The organism is Micromonospora sp. NPDC018662, assembly GCF_044391475.1.
Taxonomy (GTDB): domain Bacteria; phylum Actinomycetota; class Actinomycetes; order Mycobacteriales; family Micromonosporaceae; genus Micromonospora.
The window spans coordinates 60,874-82,054 of record NZ_JBISAC010000013.1; the positions used below are offsets into that span (position 1 = coordinate 60,874).

The window sequence follows — 21,181 nt, forward strand, 5'->3', positions numbered from 1 at the left end:
AAAGCGAGGACACCATCGTGCCGTTCACCGCGCCGCACCGCGTGCTGGCCGCCCTCCTCACGCCGGCCCTGGCCGCCGGCCCGGTCGCCGTGGTGGCCGCACCGGCAGCCGCGGCCGGCGGGCCGGCCCGGGCCGTCATCGTCGTCCTCGCCGACCAACACGACGCCACGCCGGGGCGGCGGCTCGCCGACCGGACCGCCCGCATCGCCGCCGGACAGCAGCCGGTGCTCACCGACCTGCGCCGCGCAGGCGCCACCCGGGTGCAGCCGTTGCGCCTGGTCAACGCCATCGCCGCCACGCTGTCGCCGCGGGCCGCCGCCGACCTGGCGTCCCGACCCGGGGTACGCGCCGTGCTGCCCGACCAACCGCTACGACTGCGCCAACCGGTCACCCCAGTCGGCGCACCCCGCCCCGCACCCGCGTCGGTGACCGGCGGTGCCGGGGCAGGTGGGTGGCGCTGCGCCCGCCCGGGTGGACCGCCGTTGACCGAACCGGAGGGGCTGGCGTTGACGCGTACCGTCGGATCGGCCCGGGCGCCCGGCGCGCAGGACCTCGCCGACGGGGCCGGGGTGCGCGTCGGCGTGCTCGGCGGGCCGATCGACCCGGGCGCGCCCGAGTTCGTCCGCGACGGGCGGTCCGTCGTCGCCGGCTACGCCGACTTCACCGGCGACGGCCTGGACGCCCCCTCGTACATCCTGGAATCCTTCGGCGACGCGAGCGTCATCGCCGCCCAGGGCGTCGGCGTCTACGACGCCGGACCGTACGCCCACCCGGTGCACCGCCCGGCCGCCCCGTGCCCGATGCGGATCCTCGGCGTCGCGCCGGCCGCCACCGTGCACGTGGCGAAGGTGTTCAGCAACGTCGCCGCGCCCACGTCCGTCGTCCTGCAGGGCATCGAGTGGGCGGTGCTCCACGAACACGTGGACGTGCTGAACGAGTCGCTGGTCGGCTACGGCTACCCGGACACGGCCGCCAACGCCCTTCGGCTGGCCAACGACGCGGCCGTCGCGGCGGGCGTGACAGTGGTGGTCGCCACCGGGGACGCCGGACCGGACGACACGCTGGGCTCACCGGCCAGCGACCCGGACGTCATCGCCGTCGGCGCCAGCACCCAACTGCGCGCCTACGACCAACTCGGCTACGGCGGGGCCCCGCTCGGGCGCGGCCACCGGTCCGACTCGATGTCCGCGTTGAGCTCCGGCGGCACCGCCCAGGCCGAACCGCGCACCGTCGACCTCGTCGCACCCGGTGACACCGGCTGGGCCGCCTGCTCGACGGACACCACCCGCTACCAGAGCTGCATCTCCTTCTTCGACGGCGGCACCCCCAGCCCGTTCTTCCTGTTCGGCGGCACCAGCGCGGCGGCGCCGTTCGTGGCCGGGGCGGCCGCGCTGGTGATCCAGACGGTGCGCCGGCACACCGGCGCCGCACCCACCCCCGGGCAGGTCAAACGCATCCTCATGAGCGCCGCGGCCGATCTGCGGCAACCGGCCGGCCAGCAGGGCGCCGGCCGCGTCGACACGCTCGCCGCGGTGCGCCTGGCCGCCGCCCTGACCGACCCGACGCCGTCCCCCGGCCGGTCCCCCGATCGACGCGCCTCCCGGGACGCGGCGGGGCTGCTCGTCACCACCTCGACGGCGAGCATCACCGGCGCGCCGCGCCGGGTCACCCCGGTCGCCGTGCGGGTCACCAACCCGAGCACGCACCCTCGCCGCGTCACCGTCGCCCTGCGGTCCGCCGCGCCGGCCCGCCGCCTGGCCGCCGGCCGGGTGACGCCGGCCGCCGGCGCCGGCGAGACGTTCGCCGACTCCGACGGGGTGCCGGCGAACGCCCGCCGGGTGCCGGTCACCGTGCCGGGCGGAACCGACCAGCTCCACGCCGCGGTGGCCTGGGACCCCCGCGTCCACACCGCCCCGGTCGCGGTGAGCGTCTTCGACCCCGCCGGACGGCTCGCCGGCTACTCCCTGCCGCTAGGCAACGGCGGGTACGCGGACGCGACAGTGGCCGCGCCGCAGCCGGGCCGCTGGAGCGTGGCGATCTGGACCCGCGACGACGGGTCCCCGCCGGTGGGGGCGGTGCGGTACGACATCACCGCGCTGCGGCTGGGCACCCGCACCGGCCCGTCGGCTGTCGTACCTGCCGGCGCCACGCGGACCGTCCGGCTGCCGGTCCGCCTGCCGGCCGAGGCCGGTGACACGGTGGCCGCGGTGACCGTCACCGCCGGCGCGACCGGGTACGCGGCGCTCCCACTGGGCCTGCGCACGCTGGTGCCGACCGGCCCCTCCGGCGGCAGCTTCCGCGGCGTCTTCTCCGGCGGCAACGGCGCCCTCGCCGGATGGGCCCTGCTCGGGCAGCGACGCAGCTTCCAACTCGACGTGCCCGCCGGGAGACCGGCGCTGGCCGTGTCGCTGGCCGTCGGCGACGACCCCGGCCTGGAAGTGTGGGGTCTGCTCGTCGATCCGACCGGCATGCCGCTCGCGGCCAGCAGCTCCCGCTCCGCGGGGGCCACCGCGCCGCCCCGCCTGGACCTCGTGCGGCGGGCCCCGCAGGCCGGTCGGTGGACCGTGGTGCTGGTGCTCACCGCCCCGACGGCCACGGCGCGCACCAGCCAACCGTTCCACGGGCGGGTGGCATACGCCCCGCTACCCGTCGCCGCGACCGGCGTGCCGGCGGACGGGGTGCTCCCGGCCGGCCGCCCGGCCCGGGCCACCATCACCATCACCAACACCGGCGTCGCGCCGGCCTCCTACCTGGTGGACGCCCGGCTCGACATGGTCGGCGAGGTGCCGCTGCGGCCGGTCGCGTCGGCCACCTACCGGACACCGGTGTCCGGGGCCGATGTCTATCCCCGCTTCCCGGTCCCGACCGGCACCACCGCGCTGCGGATGACAGCCGATTCGACACTGCCGCACCGGCTCGACACGCAGCCCTACGGGGAGAACGGCTACTACGTCGGGGACCCGGACCTGGCCGGCACCACCGGCCGCCGCTCGGAGGTGCTGGTGTCGTCGGCCGAGGTGGCGGCGACGACCTGGATCTGCGACGCCAACCGATCCGGCCCGTTCGGCGCCACGCCGCAGCCACCGGCCCGGGTGGACTGCGCGGCGACCGCGCTGACCCGGCTCCTCGACCGGCAGGCCACGTCGTCCACCGGCAGCTACTGGCGGCGGGTGGTCGAGGGAGCGACCGAGCCGGACCCACCGCTGACACTGGCACCGGGGCAGAGCGGCCGGGTCACGGTGACCTTCACCCCCGACGGACCGGTCGGGCGACGGGTTGCCGGATCGCTGACGGTGACCGCGCTCGATGCGCGGACCGGGTTCGGTACGGAGGTGGCGGCGGTGCCCTACGCGTACACCGTCGGCCGCACACCCGCCACCGTCCTGCCGTTCCCGCAGCCGCGCCGCCTGCGCTGAGGGGACGCCGCACAGGTGAACGGCCCCGGGTGAGCAACTGCTCCCCGGGGCGTTCGCGGAGAACCTAGCCCTCCGCTCCCGAACCCGGCAGTCGGGTGAGGCGGCTGGCGATGTCAGCAGGAAGACCAGTCGCATCGCCGTGTGTCGTCAGGACGAGTCTCAGCGACCCGGCGTGGGTGACGACGCCGAGGATCCGTTCGTCCCGGACCTGCGTCGTCATCGTCGGTCCCCAGATCGCGACCGCTGACGACGTGTCGGGCTCCGATGTCCCCAGGTTGGTGATCTCCAGGTCGGCGGCGGTGGCCGCGAGCATCGCCGCCTCCGCCTCCGAGGCGTCGGCGGGTTCGAGCGTCGCCAGCATCAGCGCCGCCTCCCGGGCGGCTTCCCGGGCGGCTCGCAGTTGCGCCGTCGCATCCTTCGCGAGGGACCAGAGCGTGCTGTGCGCGGGTGCGTGCAGCACCACGGCCGTCGCCGTGAAGCGGTTCACGACGTCGTCCTCGAGACCCAGCGCGGAGCGGAGGTCGATGGGAACGTTGATGCGGATGCTCTCGGCCCCGGTGCGCGCGGAGAGCGCCTGCGCGGCGGCGGCACAGAGTGCCCCCTGGACGGTCGACCCGTTGGCACGGGCGGTGGAGCGAAGGTGTTCGGTAGTCGCGGGGTCGAGTTCGGCGATCTCGATGCTCGGTGCCGTGGCGTCGAACGGACGGATCGTGGCGACAGCCGGCTCCGCCGCCGGATCCGGGGTGTGATCGATCGGCCGCTCCGTCCGGGGTAGGCGCTCGAGCAGGCTCTCCTGGTCGGTGGGCACCGGCCGGGCCGGAAGCGTCTGCCCGGCGAGGATCGCGAGGAGGTCGTGTGCGGCACGGAGCGCGCCGCGTCCGTCGGTGATCTGGTGGGAGAACGTCAGGACCACGGCGGTGCCACGGTCACCGGAGGCGTCGCTCACGAGCGTCGCGCGCGCCAGCGGGCTCCCGTCGGCGTCGACGGGACGAGTCTGCTCCTGCGCTGCCGCTTCGCGCCAGTCTCCCCCGCGGACCTGTCGGACATCGATGAGCTCGGTCGACTCGCAGAAGGTGGGGTGGGCGTCGGTGCGATCGATGCCGACGGCGAGCAGCGGGTGCGTCCGCTGCAACTGCGCGAGCGCGCGCTCCAGTTGGTGCGCCGAAACGGGCGAGGCGAGTTCGACGACGAGCGAGAACTGAACCGGGTTGCGACTGATGTAGAGGTCGATGATGTGCTCGAACGCCCCCAGCGGGCGCACGATCGGGTGTGCTGGAGAGTGGCGCATGGTGTCCTTGCTGTCGATGTGCCGATTCGGTGGGCCGCGATCAGCGCGCAGACTGTTCGGCCCAGCGCTGTCGTTCGTGGCGGCGCCGACGGGTGACGACCTCCATCAGACACCCGGCCGTAGCGGCACACTCAACCCCGCGCCGACCCGTGCGGCCACGCCGTTCGTCCCCGGGACCCAGGTATAAGGTTCGGGAGATGGATGTGGTCGCCGCCTGCCGGGCCTTCGTCGCGGTCAGTGGGCACGGGAGCTTCACCTCCGGCGCCGCCGCCGCGGGCATCCCCCAGCCGGTCGCCAGTCGCCGCATCGCCGCCCTGGAGGAGCACTTCGGGGCGCGGCTGTTCGACAGGTCGTCCCGGGCGGTGCGGTTGACGCCGTTCGGGCAGGACATGCTGCCCTCGGCGCGGCGGCTGGTCGACCTCGCCGACGCCATGAGCGACGACGCCGAGCGGGCCCGGTTGCGTCCGCTTCGGGTCGCCGTACCCGATATCTGCCCGCCGCACCGCCTCGCCGCCCTGGTGGTCGCGGCGCGGCGGCAGCGGATCCACCTGGAGGTACGGCCGGCCGGCCCGCCGGAGCGGGAACGGCTCTGCCGGACCCTGGAGGTCGGTGCCGGGATCGTGGCGGTTCCGGAGGCGACGGCGGCCTGGCGGGTGCCGCTCGGGCTGGCCGCCCGGACCCCCTTCCCGGCGCCGACGGTGTTCCTGGAGACGCTGCGCAGCGGACGGGCCCGCACGCAGGCCCGCCGGCGGATCCTGATCCAACCCGAGGACGACGTCGCGCACCTGCGGGACCCGCTGACCCGCGCCGGGCAGTCGGCCGGCCTGGCGCCGGCCCAGGTGACGGTCGCGGCGTCGCTTGTCGACGCCGCGGCGGCGGCCCTCGGCTCCCCCGACCTGCTGCTCTGCTCCCGTCAGCAGGCCGAGGACTTCGCACTGCACTGGTGCCCCGTCGCCGACCCCCGACTCGTCCGGGGCTACGACGTCGCCGCCGGCGTCCGCGAGGACCTCGACCAGCTCGGCACGGTCCTGTACGCGGACATCGCCCACTGCCTGGGCGCCCCCGACGGCCCCCCGGGGTCGCCGGGAGAGCCGGCATGAGTGAGGGCATGAGCGCCACCACCGTCGTCCGCGACGCGCGTGACCTGCTCGACGAGGCGGGACTCGACGGCGCTTTCCTGGTCCGCGACCTCGACACCGGCGCGGAGATCGGCTTCGACACGGACACCCCGTACCCGATGGCGTCGCTGGTGAAGGTGCCGCTGGCGGTCGCCGTGCTGGAGCGGATCGCGCGCGGGGAACTCGACCCGGCGGCACCGGTCGACGTCCTGCCCGGTCGGATCACCACACCGGGCCCGACCGGGTTGAGCCGCTTCCGCCACCCCGCGCGGATCGCCGTGGACGACCTGCTCTACCTGAGCACCTCCATCAGCGACTCCGTCGCCGCCGACGCCCTGTTCGAGCTCGTCCCGCCGACTGCGGTCGCCACCGAGCTGCGACGACTGCGCGTCGACGGCATCACCGTCCGGCATCGCGCCGGCGACCTCGCCGACACGCCGGCGGAACGCCTCGGCCCCGACCACGCGCATCTGGCCCACTCCCTCGCCATCGGCGCGGCTACCCCCGGGCAGGGCCACCCGGTCGCGCAGCTCGACGTCACCCGCGCCAACGCCGGTTCGGCCCGGGCCTTCGCCGACCTGCTGCACGCTCTCTGGCGGCCGTCGGCGATCCAGGAGGCCACCGCCGCGCGGGTACGCGCCCTGATGGGCGAGAACCTGCACCGGCAGCGGCTGGCACCGGACTTCACCTCGGACGCTTCCCGGTGGTCGTCGAAGACCGGCACCCTGCTGCACCTGCGCCACGAGGCAGGGGTGGTGGAGCACGCCGACGGGCGGTCGTACGCGGTCGTCGCGTTCACCGCCTCCCGGGTCCCCGCGGTCGCCCAACCCGGCAGCGAGGCGACGATGGCACAGGTCGCCCGGTCCCTGCACGACCACCTGCGGACGGGTGCCCTGCCCTGGTGGGGTTAGCTCGCGCTCGCGGACCGGGCCCGCCGCTCGCGCAGCCAGACCAGCGCCACCATGGCGACGTTGACGGCAGCCAGGATCAGCAGGGACGCGTCACCGGAGTCGGTGGACCGGTCGATGGCGTAGGGCTCGCCGTCGGCCAGCACCGTGTTGGCGATCCCGAACAGGACGTTGTTGGCGACGTGGAAGGCGACCGGCGCCTCGATGCCGCCGCTGATGATCGCCATGACGCCGGTGCAGAGGCCGATGAAGGTGAAGTAGCCGAACAGCCAGGGGTCGGTCGAACCGTGCAGCATGGCGAAGCCCAGGCTGGACACGACGAGCCCGACGGCCAGGGCCGGCCGGACCGCGCGTACCCAGGACGCGGCGGCGGGCAGCAGGGCGCTTCGCCACATCAGCTCCTCGCCGGCGGACTGCAGCGGCGTGGTCAGCACGGTGACCACCAGCAGGGCGATCGTCGTGCCGCTGACACCGAAGCCGACCCACGGCGTCGAGTCGGGCGCGACCAGCGCCACGACACCGAGCCCGGCCCCCACCAGCAGCACCGCGCTGACCAGGTAGGTCGTCAGGCGGCGGGCGTCGAAGGCCCGGGGTGAGCTGATCAAGCTGCGCCACGGCACCTTCGCGACCCACGCCAGGAACAGGATCGCCACGACGCCCGACGCGCCGATGCTGAGGTTGATGGCCAGGGACTTCAACGGTGTCATGGTGGGGGAGAACGGGTCGTCGCTGCCCTCGACGACGCCCACGAGCAGGTAGGACAAAACCTGGAGGGCCAGCATCGCCAGCCCCATCACGACGAGGAGCACGAGCGGCTTCCACCAGGCCATGCGCAGGTGAGCGCCGAACGGGCGGGAGGGGTCGACGGCAGGCGGCGAAGGCTCCGGTGTCCGCGGTCGCGGGCCGCCCGCGTCAGAAGGGTTCGGGCGATCCGTCGTCTTCCAGGACCCGTCGGATCGTGGGGCATTCATCGGGAAGATTCCTTTCGAAGGGGTGGACACCTCATTGCAGCGCTCATCGCGCCCGGCGGGCAGTGACACCGCGTCACCACCGCACCGTGACATCTCGACGTACCCGGGTGCCGGTCAACGCTCACCAGCCGGCCAACACCGCCTCCGTCGCCTCGGCGATGAGGGCGTTTTGATAGCTGGCGTCCTTCTCGTCGCGGCTGGACAGGACCGCGAGGACGATCGGCGCCCGGTTCGGCGGCCAGAGCACCGCGATGTCGTTGCGGGTGCCGTAGCCGCCGGAACCGGTCTTGTCACCGACGACCCAGCCGTCGGGCACGCCGGCACGGATCAGCTCACCGCCGGTGGTGTTCCCCCGCAGCCAACCGTTGAGGGTGTCGCGGTCCGCGGGTCCGAGGGCGTCACCGACGGTGTACGCCCGGAGGGACTCGGCCAGGGCCCGCGGGGTGCTGGTGTCCCGCCGGTCGCCGGGCCGGGCCTCGTTGAGCGCGGTCTCGTACCGCTCCGGATCGGTGACCTGGTCGCCGATCCCGCGCAGCTCCTCCTCGAACCGCTGCGGTCCGCCCAGGTGGCGCAGCATCAGGTTGGCGGCCGTGTTGTCGCTGTACCGCACGGCGGCGTCCGCGATGGCGCGCAGCGTCATGCCCGTGGCGACGTGCTGCTCGGTGATCGGCGAGTAGGTCACCAGGTCGGACGCCGAGTACCGCACCACCCGGTCCAGTTCGGCGTCCGTGGTCTCGTCGAGGACCTCGGCGGCGGTCAACGCCTTGATGGTCGAGGCGAACGCGAATCGCTCATCGGCGCGGTACTGCACCGTCCGGCCGGTGCCGGTGTCGACCGCGTAGACGCCCAGCCGCGCGTCGAACTTCTTCTCGAGCTGCCGGAACTCGGGCTTCCGGTCGGAGGCGGCTGATGTCTGGGTCGGCACCGCGCTGCCCCGCGTCGGCTGTTCGGCGGCACCGGCGGGACCGCAGGCGGCCAGCGACACCACTGCCGCCGCGGCCACCAGGCGGTGAGTCGCAGAAACCATGACCACTCCTTGTCGGTAGGTGGACCGGGCGTCGGACAGCGCCGGTCGGACAGGACTCGACCCTGACAGCGATCCGGCATACGGTCGAAGACAGAAGTCGCGGGATTCATGCCGATCGGGCATCAATGGGCGGCGGGGCCAACCGCCGGTCGGGCGCACCGGGGCCGGTGAGTCGCCGGGGGCCGCCCCACGACCGGCGACTCCACGTCGATGGCCGGCGGTCAGGTCAGAGACGACAGCGCTGGTCCGTCGTGGGGACCTTCAGGTCGATGAGGTAGGCGGCGAAGGCGGCGTTGACGCAGGGGTTGATCCCCTCCTGCGCGACGGTGTGCCGTGCACCCTCGACGGTGAGCACGGTGCCGCCGATCTCGTCGGCGAGGACCTTGCCGGCGGCGTAGGGGGTGGCCGGGTCGCCGGTGACGGAGATGACCAGAGTCGTGGGCAGGCCCTTGACGTCCTGCGCGTACGGGATGCCGAGGCTGGGCTCGCCGGGCCAGGACTCGCACGCGTCCCGGCTGACCCCGTCGACGTTCCTGCCGGTTGCCACGTACGGGCTGGTCCTGGCGATGTCGGCGCGCAGCCGGGCTTCCTCCTCGGGCGTGCGGCGTACCTCGTCGTTGCAGTTGACGGCGAGGTTGGCCTCGAGGAAGTTGGTCCACCCGCCGGAGGCGTCCCGACCGCCGAACACGTCGCCGACCTTCAGGATCTGCGACCCGTCCCCCTGCTTGAGCTGGGCGAGGCCCTTGATGAGCGCCGGCCAGACCTCGGGGTAGTAGAGGCCGGCGGTGACGCCGCCGGTGGCCTGGTTGAAGTTCAGCGTGCGCCCCTTCCCGGCGGGAACGGGCTTGTCGATCAGGGGCCGCACCAGCTTCTGGAAGACGTCAGTGGCCCGGGCCGGGTCGGCGCCCAGTGGGCAGTCCTTGCTGGTGGCACAGGAGGCCGCCAGCTTCTCGAAGTTCTGTTGGAAGCCGGCCTGCTGGGTGAGCCGCCGCTGCGGGTTCTCCAGGGTGGGGTCCGTCACGCCGTCCAGCACCATCGCCCGCACGTTCGCGCCGAACATCTCGGCGTAGACCGCGCCGAGTCGGGTGCCGTAGCTCTGCCCGGCGAAGGTGAGCTTCTCGTCACCCAGGGCTGAGCGCAGGACGTCCATGTCCCGGGCGACGTTGCGGGTGCCGACCGCGGACAGGATCTCCTTTCCGCCCGAGCCTTTCGCGCACCGTTCCGCCAGTTGCCGGGTGTCGTCCGCGCTCCACTGCCCCGAGGAGGCCAGCAGCGTGGTCTGGTCCTCGCCACGATCGCGTTCGGCGTCGGTGAAGCAGCTGATCGCGGGCGTCGACGAGCCGACCCCGCGCGGATCGAACCCCACCACGTCGAAGCGTTGCCGCAGCGGGCTCTTCGCGTGGGCGACGCTGAAGGTGGTCGCCTGGGTCAGGCCCGAACCGCCCGGGCCGCCCGGGTTGAGCACCAGTGACCCGATGCGCTGCCCGGGGTCCCCCTGGGCGGGGAGCCGGAGCACCGCGACCTGGATGGTCCTGCCCTTCGGATCCTGGTAGTCCAACGGCACCGTGAGCCGCGCGCACTCGAAGGGCTCGACGTACTGCTTCTTCTCCCCCGGCGTGGTGCCGTAGCCCGCACACGAGCCGAACGACAACTTCTGCCCGTAGTAGACCTCCAGCCCGGCAGCGGACGGCCGCGGCTCGGATTCCGCCGAGGTCGGGGTGCCGGTGCAGGCAGCCACCAACGCGAGCACCGCCGTCGCCCCGGTGGCGGCGCCGACGCGAGCGGTGCGGCGCCGGGGAGCAGGTGAGGCGGACCGGTCCACGGGTGGGCCGGAGTCGAACAAGGCCATCGGATTCTCCGAATCGAGTCGTCCTGCACGTTTGCGTCCTCGACGAGACACCCGGCCGTAGCGGCACACTCAACCCCGCCCGGGTGTGACGTGGTCGGTGACGTCCGGGAGGATCCGCCACCTCGTACGGGGGGATCACCCGCAGCGGACCCGGTGCCCATTTGACTGTGCCCCGAGGGCACAGGTTGGCATGGGGTGAGCCCGCCGGAGGGCGGGTCGGACAGGAGACGAGAATGTCGCGAAGACGTGGGATGGCCCTGGTGGGGATGCTGGGACTGGTCGGTGCCCTGGCCGCGGTGATTCCGGCGACGGCCGGCGAATCGACGGCGGGACAGCCGGCGACCGGTCCGCAGTGGACGGCGTGCCCGAAGGACGTCGTGGTGCCGCCGACGGTGCAGTTGCCGGTGCAGTGCGCGAAGGTGCCCGTTCCGTTGGACTACCGCGACCCGGACGGCACCCAGATCGAGATCATGGTGTCGCGGATCGCCAGCACGAACCCCGAGAAGCGACGTGGCGTGCTGATGTTCAACCCGGGCGGGCCGGGCGGCACCGGGCTGGACCAACCGGCCTTCCTGGTCTCGAAGGGGCTGCCGACCGGCGTCACTGACGCCTACGACCTGATCGGCATGGACACCCGGGGTGTCGGGCACTCGACGCCGGTGAGCTGCGGTTTCACCGCCGACGACGCCTACTGGGCCAACATCCCGCCGTACGCGCCCGACGACGCGGCCGTCACCCGGCAGGCGGGGATCGCCAAGGACGTCGCCGAGCGCTGCGCGGCCGCCGACACCGACGGGCGGCTGCGGCACCTGAGCACCGCGAACATGGCCCGCGACCTGGACCGGATCCGGGTCGCGCTGGGCGAGCGAAAGGCCAGCTTCTACGGGGCGTCCTACGGCTCGGCGCTGGGTGCCGCGTACGCCTCGATGTTCCCGGGAAGCACGGACCGGGTGGTGCTGGACAGCATCGTCGGCGACACCCACCTCGACCGGGCCGGCCTGCGCCGGTTCGCGCTCGGCATGGAGCAGACGTTCCCCGACTTCGCGACGTGGGTGGCGAAGCGGCACGAGTCCTACGGTCTGGGCCGCACCCCGCAGCAGGTCCGTCGGACCTACCTCACCATCGCCGAACGGCTCGACGAGACGCCCGCCGCCGACGGGGTCACCGGTGCCCTCTTCCGGCAGATCACCTTCGGCTCCCTCTACAACGAGATCCAGTACCCGAACCTCGCGCGGATCTGGCAGACCTACCTCACGCCGGGCGAGGCGCCGCGGGCGAAGGCGGCGGCCGCACCCAACCCGCAGGACAACGCCCTCACCGTGTTCCTCGCCGTCACCTGCAACGACGTCGAGTGGCCCGAGGACGTGGACACCTACCGGCGGGCGGTCGCGCAGGACCGCGAGCGGTTCCCGCTGTTCGGCGCGGCCAGCGCCAACATCACCCCCTGCGCCTTCTGGACGCACGACCCGGCCGGGCCGCCGGTGGCGGTGCACGACAAGGGGCCGCGCAACGTGCTGATCCTGCAGAACCGGCACGATCCGGTCACCCCGCTCGCCGGCGGCAAGCTGCTGCGGGAGAAGTTCGAGAAGCGCTCCCGGCTGGTCACCGTCGACGGGAGCGGGCACGGCGTCTACGTGCTCGGCGGTAACGCCTGCGCCTTGAACGTCACCACCGCGTACCTGGTGGACGGCACGATGCCGGCCGGCGACCGGACCTGCCGACGCGGCTGACGTGGACCGTGCCGCCGGGGCACGGTGTGCACAGGCGGCATGCGGAACGGGCGTGGTGGGAGCACACGTGAGCTGGCGGAGATCGCCGGCGCCACGCTGAAGACCGTGCGGCACTACCACCGGATCGGGCTGCTGGCGGAGCCCGAGCGGGCGACCAACGGCAGTTCGGACGAGGGCGCGGAACAGACGTTCCGCGCCCTCGACGCCGAGCTGGCCGCCAGCAGCGGATCCGCGAGGAACTGGCGGGCATCCTGCGGGAGCTGGCGGCGCAGGGCGCGGCGGGCCGGGGCCGCGCCACTGGTCGGTCTTCCTCCGGGCGGTCGGGGGGCGGTCGCACGCCCGTGAGGTCGACCACACCATGTCGTACGGGCTTGAGTGTGCCGCTGCGGCACACCCGCTAATTGTCCGATGCTGAACGAGGTCGACGAGGTCGACGACACTGCCCAGCCCGCCAGGCCCACCGTGCTGCACCAGATGGGCGGCGTCGCCGGGTTCGTCTACTCGACGGTTCCGGTGGTCGTGTTCGTGACGGCGGACGCGTTCCTGCCGCTGCCGGTGGCCATCGGGGTCGCGGTCGCGACCGGGCTGGCGTTGTTCGTCGTACGGCTGCTGCGCGGCGAGCGTCCCGTCTCCGCGGTCGGCAGCCTGCTCGGCGTGGCGGTGGCCGCCGGGATCGTCGCGTGGACCGGCTCCGCGCGGGACTTCTTCGTGATCGGGATCTGGGCCTCCCTGGCCGGGTTCGTCGTCACGTTCGGGTCGGTGCTGGCTCGTCGACCGCTGACCGGTGTCATCTGGAACGCCCTGCACGGCGGGACGCATGCGTGGCGGTCCGACCGAGCCGTACGCGTGGCGCACGACGTCGCGACCCTCGCCGCGGCGTCGGTGTTCGGTTCGCGGTTCGCGATCCAGCAGTGGCTCTACCTGACCGACAGCACCGGCGGGTTGGGCGTCGCCCGGATCGTCATGGGCACCCCGCTCACCGTGCTGGCCGCGCTGGTCGTCGTGTGGAGCTTCCGGCGCAGCACCAGCCGCCTCCGCACCGCCGACAACAGCCGCAAAGCTGACCAAGAATCCGGAAAGGCACAGAAGTGACCCTCTACGAGGCCGCGCTACAGGTGGTTCCCGTCCTGTTGATCGCCCTGTTCATCGAAACCCGCAGCCTCGACCGACAGCGCAGCCGAGCGATGCGACGCTGGGAGAACGTGCAGGACAGGCTCTATGCCGCGCTCGGTGTCGTCGCGTTCATGGTGTCACTGCTCGTCGTGGCGGGCATCGTCGCCGCCGGACGCCTTCCGATGGCGATCGTCATCGCGACCCTCAGCGGCTGCATGGGCATGCTGTACGTCCGGATCCTGCAGCGCTTCGGCCGTGACCGCGGTCAGCGGCACGACCAGGTGCCGGGCGACCGCTGAACCTCGGTGCGCCGGGCCGCGTTCCGCTCACCACGAGGACCCCCGGTGCGGCGAGCCGTCGGAGCAAGCACCCGGTCCGTGCCGTCATCGACGCTCCCACCTCCGCGGGGCCGAGCCACGGCGGTCAGTCGCGCGGTTCGGTGAGCAGTCGGTTGGTGCGCCGCAGGACGTCCAACTGCGCGTCGTTGTAGAGCTCCGCCAGCGCCTTGCTGACCGCCTGCTCGACGTAGCCCGCGCTGTACCGGGTCCCGGCGTTCGTGATCCTCGCTCCCGGGTGCTCCGCGTACAGCTTTCGGACGTAGGGCGCCAGGTCCCGGGCCACGGCGGCGCGGGTCTGCTCGTCGGCGTACTCGGGCAGCGTGTTGAACCGTTCGGCGACCGGGTCGGTGACGGGCTTGCGCAGCATGTCCGCCCAGGCCCGCATGGTCTCGGCGCCCAGCACCCGGGTCAGCACGACGATGAACGAACGGTCGGCGTGCGGCATCGCCGACACCACAGCGGGTGCCACGAGGCCGGGTGGCAGTTCCGCCGGTGTGGGCTGCCGCAGGATGACGGCGAGTTCGAGGCGCGCCCGTTGGAGCCGTTCGATGGTCGCCGCGAGTTCGGCGTCGAGGGTGCGCAGCGCCTCCACGGGCTGGTCGTCGGTGTCCTGCATGGTCGCGATCTGCGACAGCGAGAACCCCAGGTCCGTCAGGCGTTTGATGCGCAGGATCCGGACGAGGTGAGCCACCCCGTACTGCTTGTAGCCGTTGCTACGCCGGCGGGGCTCCGCCAGCAGGCCGATCTCGTGGTAGTGGCGTACCGCCCGCAGCGTGGTGCCGGCGAGTTGGGCGATCTCCCGGGTGCTCCAGGCCACCGCGCGCCTCCTCCCAGGTGTGCCGTCAGAGCCTCCCCGGAGCGTGGAACACCAGGTCGGGGTCGTACCGCTTCTTGGCGGTGAGCAGGCGCTCGGCATTCGGCCCGAAGGCGGCGGCGGTGCGCTCGGTGTCGTCCGGACCGAGCAGGTTGGGATAGCCGCCCGGAAGCCCGTCGGTTCCCCGTACCCAGGCCCGGTGTTCCTCCTCGGCGGAGTCCCCGGGTTCCCAGACCGCGATGGTCTCGACCATCAGGTGCGGCGTCCGGTTGCGGAACGCGGTCGCGTCGGCGGGGACGCGAGCGGCCACGCCATGGAGGCTGTGCAGCGAGATCGCCGACAGCGGTGAGGTCTTGGCGTCCGCGGCGTCGAGCAGGACCTGCTGGACCTCACGGTCGAGTCCGGTGACCGTGCGGGTCCCGATCTCGACGTGGCGGCCGGCCGGGAACATCGCGTCGATCTGGGCGAGCTGGTCGGTCATCGTGGTCGGGCCGACCTGCGCCGTCAGCGGCTCGCCGAGTTCGGTGAGCCGTTGCAGCACCGTGGCCCCGGCCTCGGGGTCGCCGCACCAGGTGGGCGCCGCGAAGAGCGCCGGTTCGCCGGTCGGGGCGGTGATGAAGCCGGCCTGCACGGTCAGCTCGTCCGGCCCCCGCAGCAGCGACTCCGCCAACGCCGGCAGCACGTCGAACCCAAACATGATCATCCCGGCCAGGATCCCCGGCACCGCGTGCAGCCGGATCCGCATCGAGGTGACGACGCCGAAGTTGCCGCCACCACCGCGCAGCGCCCAGAGCAACTCGGGATCGTGCTCCTCGTCCGCGGTGACCAGCGTGCCGTCGGCGAGCACCACCTCGGCCGACAGCAGGTTGTCGGCGGCCAGGCCGAACCGGCCGCTCAGCGGCCCGTACCCACCGCCGAGCGTCAGGCCGGCCATGCCGACCGAACCGGCCGTCCCGGTCACCGCGACCAGGCCGGCCCGCTGCGCGGCCGCGGCCACGTCGGCCGAGGTGGCACCGCCGGCGACGGTGGCGACCGCGGTTGCCGGGTCGACGCTCACCTGCCGCATCGGGCTCAGGTCCAGCGTCAGCCCGCCGTCGGCCAGCGCGCGACCGGCCCAGTCGTGCCCGCCGCCGCGCACCGACAGGGCGAGACCTTCCTCCCGGGCGGTCCGCACCCCGGTCTGGACGTCAGCCGTGTCGGCGCACCGAAGGACGGCGAGCGGACGGCTGGTCACCGCGCCGTTCCAGATCGTCCGCGCTGCCTCGTACTCCGTTCCGGACGTCAGCATGTCAGCCATGTGAACAGAGTAGCCACTCATTCGTCAGAGACCAACTCTGGTGAGTGGCAGCGGCTATGCTCACCCGACCATGACCGAAGCGCCGAGAGGCCGCCGCGCCGAGTACGCCGCCGCCACCCGCGCCGCCATCATCGAGGCGGCGCGGATGCTCTTCGCCCGCAACGGATACTTCGCGACGAAGATCGAGGACATCGCCGCCGAGGCCCGCGTGGCGCCGGCCACGGTGTACGCGGTGACCGGCGGCAAGCAGGGGCTGATCCGCACGCTCGTCGACCTGTGGAGCCAGGCCCCGATCGTGGCGCAGACCCTCTCCCGGCAGGAGACCCTCACCGACCCGGACGAGATCCTGCGCGACACGGCAGCCGCCGTCCGGGCCATGCGCGAGACGTACGGCGACATCATGCGGCTGATGCTGACCACCGCGCCGCACCACGCCGAGGTCGCCGAGAACCTGCGGGTGGCCACGAAGCGCTACCGCGACGCCGTCGAGGCCGTCGCCGTCCGGCTCCACGAGGTCGGCGGCCTGCGCCCGGGAACGACAGTGGCCGAGGCGACCGACATCCTCTGGTTCTACTTCGGATACTCCGGCTACTTCACCCTGCTCGACGACAACGGCTGGACCTACGAGCAGTCGGAACGCTGGTTGGTCGCCCAGGCCGCCGCGGCTCTCCGCTGAGGCCCGGTCGCCGCCGGCCGGCGCGCGATCAGGGCTGACGCCACGGCCGGCCGTCGGCTCGGCCGTCTCGGCGGCGTGGAGCAGCAGCTCCTCGGTCCGCCCACTCGTCGTACGCGGCATCCGCAGATCGCGTCCACTCTTCGCTCGCTGACATAAGCCCAGCTCTTGTGCAGAGCGAACGTTTGTGCAACTGTCTTCAGCCAAGTGAACAAACGATTGCGCAGAAGGGTGGTCCGGTGCGAATCGCGGTGTTGGCGACCGGGGGGACGATCGCGTCCCGCCGTGAGTCCGACGGGACGCTGGCGGTGACCGACTCCGTCGCCGAACTGCTGGGGAGCGTCCCGGACCTGTCCGGGGTCGACGTCTGCGGCTTCGACCTCTCCTGCCGCCCCAGCTTCACCCTGACCCTCGACGACATGCTCGGCACCGTGCGCGCCGTGCGCGCGAAGCTCGCCGAGGACTTCACGGGCGTGGTGGTCACCCACGGCACCGACACGCTGGAGGAGGCCGCCTACCTGACCGGCCAGTTGACCGCCCGGGACGCACGCGTGGCGTTGACCGGCGCGCAACGCGGGGCCGACGAGCCGGACTCCGACGCCGGGCGCAACCTGATGGATGCGATCCGGGTGGTCGCCGCGCCCGACCCGGTCGGCGTGGCGATCGTCCTCGGCGGTGTGGCCTGCGCCGCGGTGGAGGGCCGCAAGGTGCACACCTCCGCGGTCTCCGCCTTCTCCGGCGGGCCCGCGGGCGCGCTGGCGTTGGTGGACCACGACGGGGTGCAGCGGCTGTCGGCCTCGACCCGCGGCGGCCTCTACGCCGACCGTCCGGTACCCGACCGGCTGCCCCGGGTCGACCTGGTCAAGCTCGTGGCGGGCGCGGACGACACCCACCTGCGGGCCTCGCTGCGGGCCGGAGCCGAGGGCCTGGTCGTCGAGGCGTTCGGGGCGGGCAACGCGCCGCCGTCCGTGGCCGAGGCCGTGCGCGACGCGGACAAGCAGGGCGTACCCGTGGTCATCACCAGCCGGACCGGCGCGGGCCGGGTCCGCCCCATCTACTCCGGCGGCGGCGCCGACCTGGCCCAGGCCGGCGCGCTCTTCGCCGGGGACCTCACCGGCAGCCAGGCCAGGGTGGCCCTGGCGCTCGCCCTGGCCCTCGACGGACCCGACGCGGTGCCGGCGGCACTGCGGAACCTGGTGGAAGGACGCCGACCGTGAAGACCGAAGCCATGATGATCAACGAGTACGGCGGCCCGGACGTGCTCACCCTCGCCGAGCCGGAGCTGCCCGCGCCCGGTCCGGACGAGGTCCGGCTGCGCGTGCTCGCCGTCGCCGTCAACCACCTCGATGCCGACCTGCGTAGCGGCGTGTCCCGGATGGGTCTGCGGCTGCCCCACGTCCTCGGCCGGGAGGTCGTGGGCGTGGTGGAGGCGGTGGGCGACGAGGTGCCCGACCGCCGCCCCGGCGACCGCGTCCTGGCGTTGCCGAACACCCCGTGCGGCAGGTGCGAACGGTGCCTGGCCGGACGGGCGAACCTCTGCTCCCGGGCGGACATGCCCGGCATCACCCGGTGGGGCGGCTACGCGCGGCACGCCGTCGTGTCCGGCCGGGGCCTGCTGGACATCGGCGAGCTCGATCCGGTGGTGGCCGCGGCGACGCCCATCTCCTTCGGCACGGCCTGGCGCACCCTGTACTCGATCGGACGCCTGGCGCCCGGCGAGTGGGTCCTCGCCCCCGGTGCCGCGGGCGGCCTGGGCCACGCGGTGGTGCAACTCGCCAAGCTCGGCGGCGCCCACGTGGTCGGGCTGGTCGGCGACCCGGCGAAGGCCGATTTCGTCTCCTCCCTCGGCGCCGACGTGGTGCTGAGCACCAGGGACGACGACTGGCCGCAGCGGGCCCGCGCGGCGACCGGGGGCGGCGGCTTCGACGTCGTGGTGGAACACATCGGTGGAACGGTGTTCGAAGCGGCCCTCGGCACCCTCGCGCCGGCCGGCCGGATGATCGTCGGCGGCGGGCACGCCGGTGAGCACCCCCGCCTCGACGTGATCGAGACGTTCCGCAACGAGTACGAGCTTCGCGGCTCCCGCAGCCAGCGCCCGGACGAGATCGCCAGGGTGCTGGACCTGGTCGCGTCGGGACGCCTCAGCCCGCACATCGACGCGGTCCTTCCGCTGGCCGAGGCCGCCCGGGCGCACCGGGCGATGGCGGACCGTCGGGTGCTCGGCAAGCAGGTGATCGTCCCATGACCACGGGCAGCGTCCGCCCCGCCGGCCGGGCGGCCGTGATTCCCGGCGACGACGTGCTGCCCCCGCTGGTGGCGGTCGGCGTCGCCGCTGCCGACGCGCTGCTGGCCACGGTTCCCGGGCAGGGGCAGGTCCGGTCGGTCGCGGCCCGGCTCACCGCGAACGCGGTGGCCGCGCGAGGCCATCTGCCGGCCGGCCTCGCGCCGGCTGGCCACCGGGACGGGCGGTGCACCCTGCTGGCGGCGCGGGGAACGACCGAGGCGCCGCAGCGGGCCGCGGCGACGACCGCGGCGGCGATCACCACCACCCAGTGCGACGAGGGCTTGCGGGAGTCCCGTGGGCACCCCGGCCTGCACGCGTACGCCGCCGGCCTGGCCGCGACCGAGGACGCCGACGGTGACGTCCGGACACTGCTGCGCGCCCTGGCCGTCGGCTGGGAGGTGGGCGCCCGCCTCGGCCTGCTCCTCGGGCCGACACGCGACGGGGTGCACCCGCACGGGGGCTGGGGCACCGCCGCCGCCGCAGCGGCCGCCGGGGTGGCCGCCGGGCTGGACACCGCCGGCCTCACCGACGCGGTGAACCTGGCGCTGACCGTCGCGCTGGCCGGCCCGGACGAGTCGACCCGGCGCGGGTCGTCCGCCCACCACCTGCTGCCCGCTCTCGGCACCGCCACCGGCCTGACCGTGGCGTACCTGGTGCGCGACGGGTTCCCGGCCACCGGCCCGGCGGCGGCCCACCTCGGCCGGACCGCCCACCAGGGTCCGCCCACGCCGGCGGCGGTCGACGCCGCGCTGACGACCCGGCCGCTGCTGCCGCACGCCTACTTCAAGCCGGTCGGCGTGTGCGCGCACGCGCTGACGAGCTGGACGGCGGCGCGCACACTGGCCCGGGACGTCCCGGGCGTCGACGTCGCCTCGGTGACCGTGCACACCTACGCCGGCGCGGCCCGGCTCGACGAGCGGTTCCCCGACAACCGGCTGGCCCGCCAGTTCAGCATCCCCTGGGCGGTGGCCTGCGGACTGCTCGGCCTGGATCCCGGCGTCGCGGACGGGCACGGCGAGGCGCGGCGGCACGCCGAGGCGGCCCGGATCGCCGAGCGGGTCGAGGTCCGACACGACCCGGGCCTGGACGACGGCTACCCGCACGGCCGGCCGGCCGTGGTCGAGCTGCGCGACCGGGCCGGCCGCCGCCACACCGCACGGGCCCGCTTCCACCCGGGCGACCGGGAGACCCCGCTCGCTCCGGACGAGCTGGCCGCCGTGAACGCCGGGCTGCTGCGCGCGGCCGGGTCGCCGGCCGGCGCCGCCGAGGTGCTGCACGCGCTGGCGCAAGCGCCAGGTTCTCTCCCCCTGCGGCACCTCACCGCGCCGATGCGCGGTGGGACGCCGTCCCCCACCGGCGGTCCGGGGCCCACCCCCGCCGCGCCGGGCACCCCCCGCAGAAAGGACACGGCTTCATGGTGATCAGAGTGGAACCCGGCACCGAGCGGGACTTCCTCGGCTACGGGGCGGACCTGCCCCGTGTCGAGTGGCCCGGCGGCGCGCGGGTCGCGGTCAGCCTCTGCCTCAACTACGAGGAGGGGGCGGAGCACAGCCTCCTCGACGGCGACGACACCAACGAGTGGGTCGGCGAGATCTCGTACACCCCGACCAGCGCGGCGCACCGCGACCTGTCCCAGGAGTCCGTGTACGAGTACGGCAGCCGGGCCGGGGCGTGGCGGTTGCTGCGGCTGTTCGAGCGGATGGACACCCCGGTCACGGTGTACGGATGCGCCGAGGCGCTGGCCCGTAACCGGCCCCTGACCAAGGCGTTCGTCGAGGCGGGGCACGAGATCTGCTCGCACGGGCTGCGGTGGCGGGAGCCGTCCGGGATGACCGAGGAGCAGGAACGCGCGGAGATCCGGCGGGCGGTGGAGCTGATCGGCGAGCTGTGCGGCGAGCGGCCCGTCGGCTGGTACTCGCGGTACGCGCCGTCGGACCGGACCCGGCGGCTGCTCGTCGAGGAGGGCGGTTTCCGGTACGACTCCAACGCCTACAACGACGACCTGCCGTACTGGGTGGACGTGGCGGGCACCCGGCACCTCGTCGTGCCCTACACCCACACGTACAACGACGGCCGGTTCGCGTTCAGCCCCGGCTACGCCAACCCCGCCGACTTCTTCGAGAACTGCCGCCGCGGCATCGAGTACCTGTGGGAGGAGGGTGAGACCTCACCCAAGATGATCTCCATCGGCCTGCACGCGCGACTGATCGGCCAGGCCGGCCGCGCCTCGGCGCTGCGCGACCTCATCGCCTGGGCGCAGGAGCGGCCCGGGGTCTGGTTCGCCCGCCGCCGGGACATCGCCGACTGGTGGTACGCCAACTACTCGCACCTGCCCACGCACGGGGGGCGATGACC

The 21,181-nt window shown here is 73.7% G+C and carries 18 protein-coding genes; 12 read left to right on the forward strand and 6 right to left on the reverse strand.

The window, feature by feature from the left end:
* The first annotated feature begins 17 nt into the window (after positions 1-17).
* Positions 18-3,416: a S8 family serine peptidase gene (locus ACH495_RS27900; protein ID WP_396860681.1), complete on the forward strand. Its 3,399-nt coding sequence runs from the start codon at positions 18-20 to the stop codon at positions 3,414-3,416.
* Positions 3,417-3,480: 64 nt separating this feature from the next.
* Here the strand turns inward: ACH495_RS27900 and ACH495_RS27905 are convergent, their stop codons facing one another.
* Complete coding sequence (locus ACH495_RS27905) at positions 3,481-4,704, reverse strand: hypothetical protein (RefSeq protein ID WP_396860682.1); 1,224 nt, start codon at positions 4,702-4,704, stop codon at positions 3,481-3,483.
* 197 nt (positions 4,705-4,901) lie between these two features.
* On the opposite strand from ACH495_RS27905, the gene ACH495_RS27910 reads away from it, so the two are divergent.
* Both ACH495_RS27910 and ACH495_RS27915 read left to right on the forward strand, forming a co-directional pair.
* Positions 4,902-5,804 (forward strand): LysR family transcriptional regulator, encoded by a 903-nt coding sequence (locus tag ACH495_RS27910; protein WP_396860683.1) that lies wholly within the window; start codon positions 4,902-4,904, stop codon positions 5,802-5,804.
* Positions 5,805-5,812: 8 nt separating this feature from the next.
* Positions 5,813-6,733 carry a serine hydrolase gene (locus tag ACH495_RS27915; protein ID WP_396860778.1) on the forward strand — a complete coding sequence of 307 codons (921 nt, stop codon included), beginning with the start codon at positions 5,813-5,815 and terminating at the stop codon, positions 6,731-6,733.
* Here the strand turns inward: ACH495_RS27915 and ACH495_RS27920 are convergent.
* The 3 genes from ACH495_RS27920 to ACH495_RS27930 form a co-directional block, all read right to left on the reverse strand.
* Positions 6,730-7,539 carry a CPBP family intramembrane glutamic endopeptidase gene (locus ACH495_RS27920; RefSeq protein ID WP_396860684.1) on the reverse strand — a complete coding sequence of 270 codons (810 nt, stop codon included), beginning with the start codon at positions 7,537-7,539 and terminating at the stop codon, positions 6,730-6,732. The genes ACH495_RS27915 and ACH495_RS27920 overlap by 4 nt on opposite strands.
* 283 nt (positions 7,540-7,822) lie before the next feature.
* Positions 7,823-8,728: a class A beta-lactamase gene (gene bla / locus ACH495_RS27925; RefSeq protein ID WP_396860685.1), complete on the reverse strand. Its 906-nt coding sequence runs from the start codon at positions 8,726-8,728 to the stop codon at positions 7,823-7,825.
* A 226-nt stretch (positions 8,729-8,954) separates the two neighbouring features.
* The gene (locus tag ACH495_RS27930; protein ID WP_396860686.1) at positions 8,955-10,577 is read right to left on the reverse strand and encodes an alpha/beta hydrolase; all 1,623 of its coding nucleotides are present in this window, start codon (positions 10,575-10,577) and stop codon (positions 8,955-8,957) included.
* Positions 10,578-10,810: 233 nt separating this feature from the next.
* On the opposite strand from ACH495_RS27930, the gene ACH495_RS27935 reads away from it, so the two are divergent.
* From ACH495_RS27935 to ACH495_RS27950, 4 genes are all read left to right on the forward strand, one after another.
* Positions 10,811-12,307, forward strand: a complete 1,497-nt coding sequence (locus tag ACH495_RS27935) for an alpha/beta hydrolase (RefSeq protein ID WP_396860687.1) — start codon at positions 10,811-10,813, stop codon at positions 12,305-12,307.
* Positions 12,308-12,346: 39 nt separating this feature from the next.
* Positions 12,347-12,652 carry a MerR family DNA-binding transcriptional regulator gene (locus tag ACH495_RS27940; RefSeq protein WP_396860688.1) on the forward strand — a complete coding sequence of 102 codons (306 nt, stop codon included), beginning with the start codon at positions 12,347-12,349 and terminating at the stop codon, positions 12,650-12,652.
* 63 nt (positions 12,653-12,715) lie between these two features.
* Positions 12,716-13,399, forward strand: a complete 684-nt coding sequence (locus tag ACH495_RS27945; protein WP_396860689.1) for a DUF3159 domain-containing protein — start codon at positions 12,716-12,718, stop codon at positions 13,397-13,399.
* Complete coding sequence (locus ACH495_RS27950; RefSeq protein ID WP_396860690.1) at positions 13,396-13,719, forward strand: hypothetical protein; 324 nt, start codon at positions 13,396-13,398, stop codon at positions 13,717-13,719. The genes ACH495_RS27945 and ACH495_RS27950 overlap by 4 nt, the downstream gene beginning before the upstream one ends.
* 124 nt (positions 13,720-13,843) lie before the next feature.
* Here the strand turns inward: ACH495_RS27950 and ACH495_RS27955 are convergent, their stop codons facing one another.
* Both ACH495_RS27955 and ACH495_RS27960 read right to left on the reverse strand, forming a co-directional pair.
* Positions 13,844-14,575 (reverse strand): MerR family transcriptional regulator, encoded by a 732-nt coding sequence (locus tag ACH495_RS27955; protein ID WP_396860691.1) that lies wholly within the window; start codon positions 14,573-14,575, stop codon positions 13,844-13,846.
* 25 nt (positions 14,576-14,600) lie between these two features.
* Complete coding sequence (locus ACH495_RS27960; protein WP_396860692.1) at positions 14,601-15,869, reverse strand: FAD-binding oxidoreductase; 1,269 nt, start codon at positions 15,867-15,869, stop codon at positions 14,601-14,603.
* Positions 15,870-15,939: 70 nt separating this feature from the next.
* On the opposite strand from ACH495_RS27960, the gene ACH495_RS27965 reads away from it, so the two are divergent.
* The 5 genes from ACH495_RS27965 (at position 15,940) to ACH495_RS27985 (ending at position 21,179) form a co-directional block, all read left to right on the forward strand.
* Positions 15,940-16,545, forward strand: coding sequence for a TetR/AcrR family transcriptional regulator (locus ACH495_RS27965; protein ID WP_396860693.1), 606 nt, complete (start codon positions 15,940-15,942; stop codon positions 16,543-16,545).
* A 236-nt stretch (positions 16,546-16,781) separates the two neighbouring features.
* Positions 16,782-17,759 (forward strand): asparaginase, encoded by a 978-nt coding sequence (locus ACH495_RS27970; protein WP_396860694.1) that lies wholly within the window; start codon positions 16,782-16,784, stop codon positions 17,757-17,759.
* A complete protein-coding gene (locus tag ACH495_RS27975) occupies positions 17,756-18,787 on the forward strand; it encodes a zinc-binding alcohol dehydrogenase family protein (protein WP_396860695.1) in 1,032 nt (343 codons plus the stop codon). Before ACH495_RS27970 ends, ACH495_RS27975 begins: the two co-directional genes overlap by 4 nt.
* Positions 18,784-20,247 (forward strand): MmgE/PrpD family protein, encoded by a 1,464-nt coding sequence (locus tag ACH495_RS27980; protein WP_396860696.1) that lies wholly within the window; start codon positions 18,784-18,786, stop codon positions 20,245-20,247. The genes ACH495_RS27975 and ACH495_RS27980 overlap by 4 nt, the downstream gene beginning before the upstream one ends.
* On the forward strand, positions 20,241-21,179 hold the full coding sequence (locus tag ACH495_RS27985) for a polysaccharide deacetylase family protein (RefSeq protein ID WP_396860697.1): 939 nt from the start codon (positions 20,241-20,243) through the stop codon (positions 21,177-21,179). The genes ACH495_RS27980 and ACH495_RS27985 overlap by 7 nt, the downstream gene beginning before the upstream one ends.
* Positions 21,180-21,181: the final 2 nt, after the last annotated feature.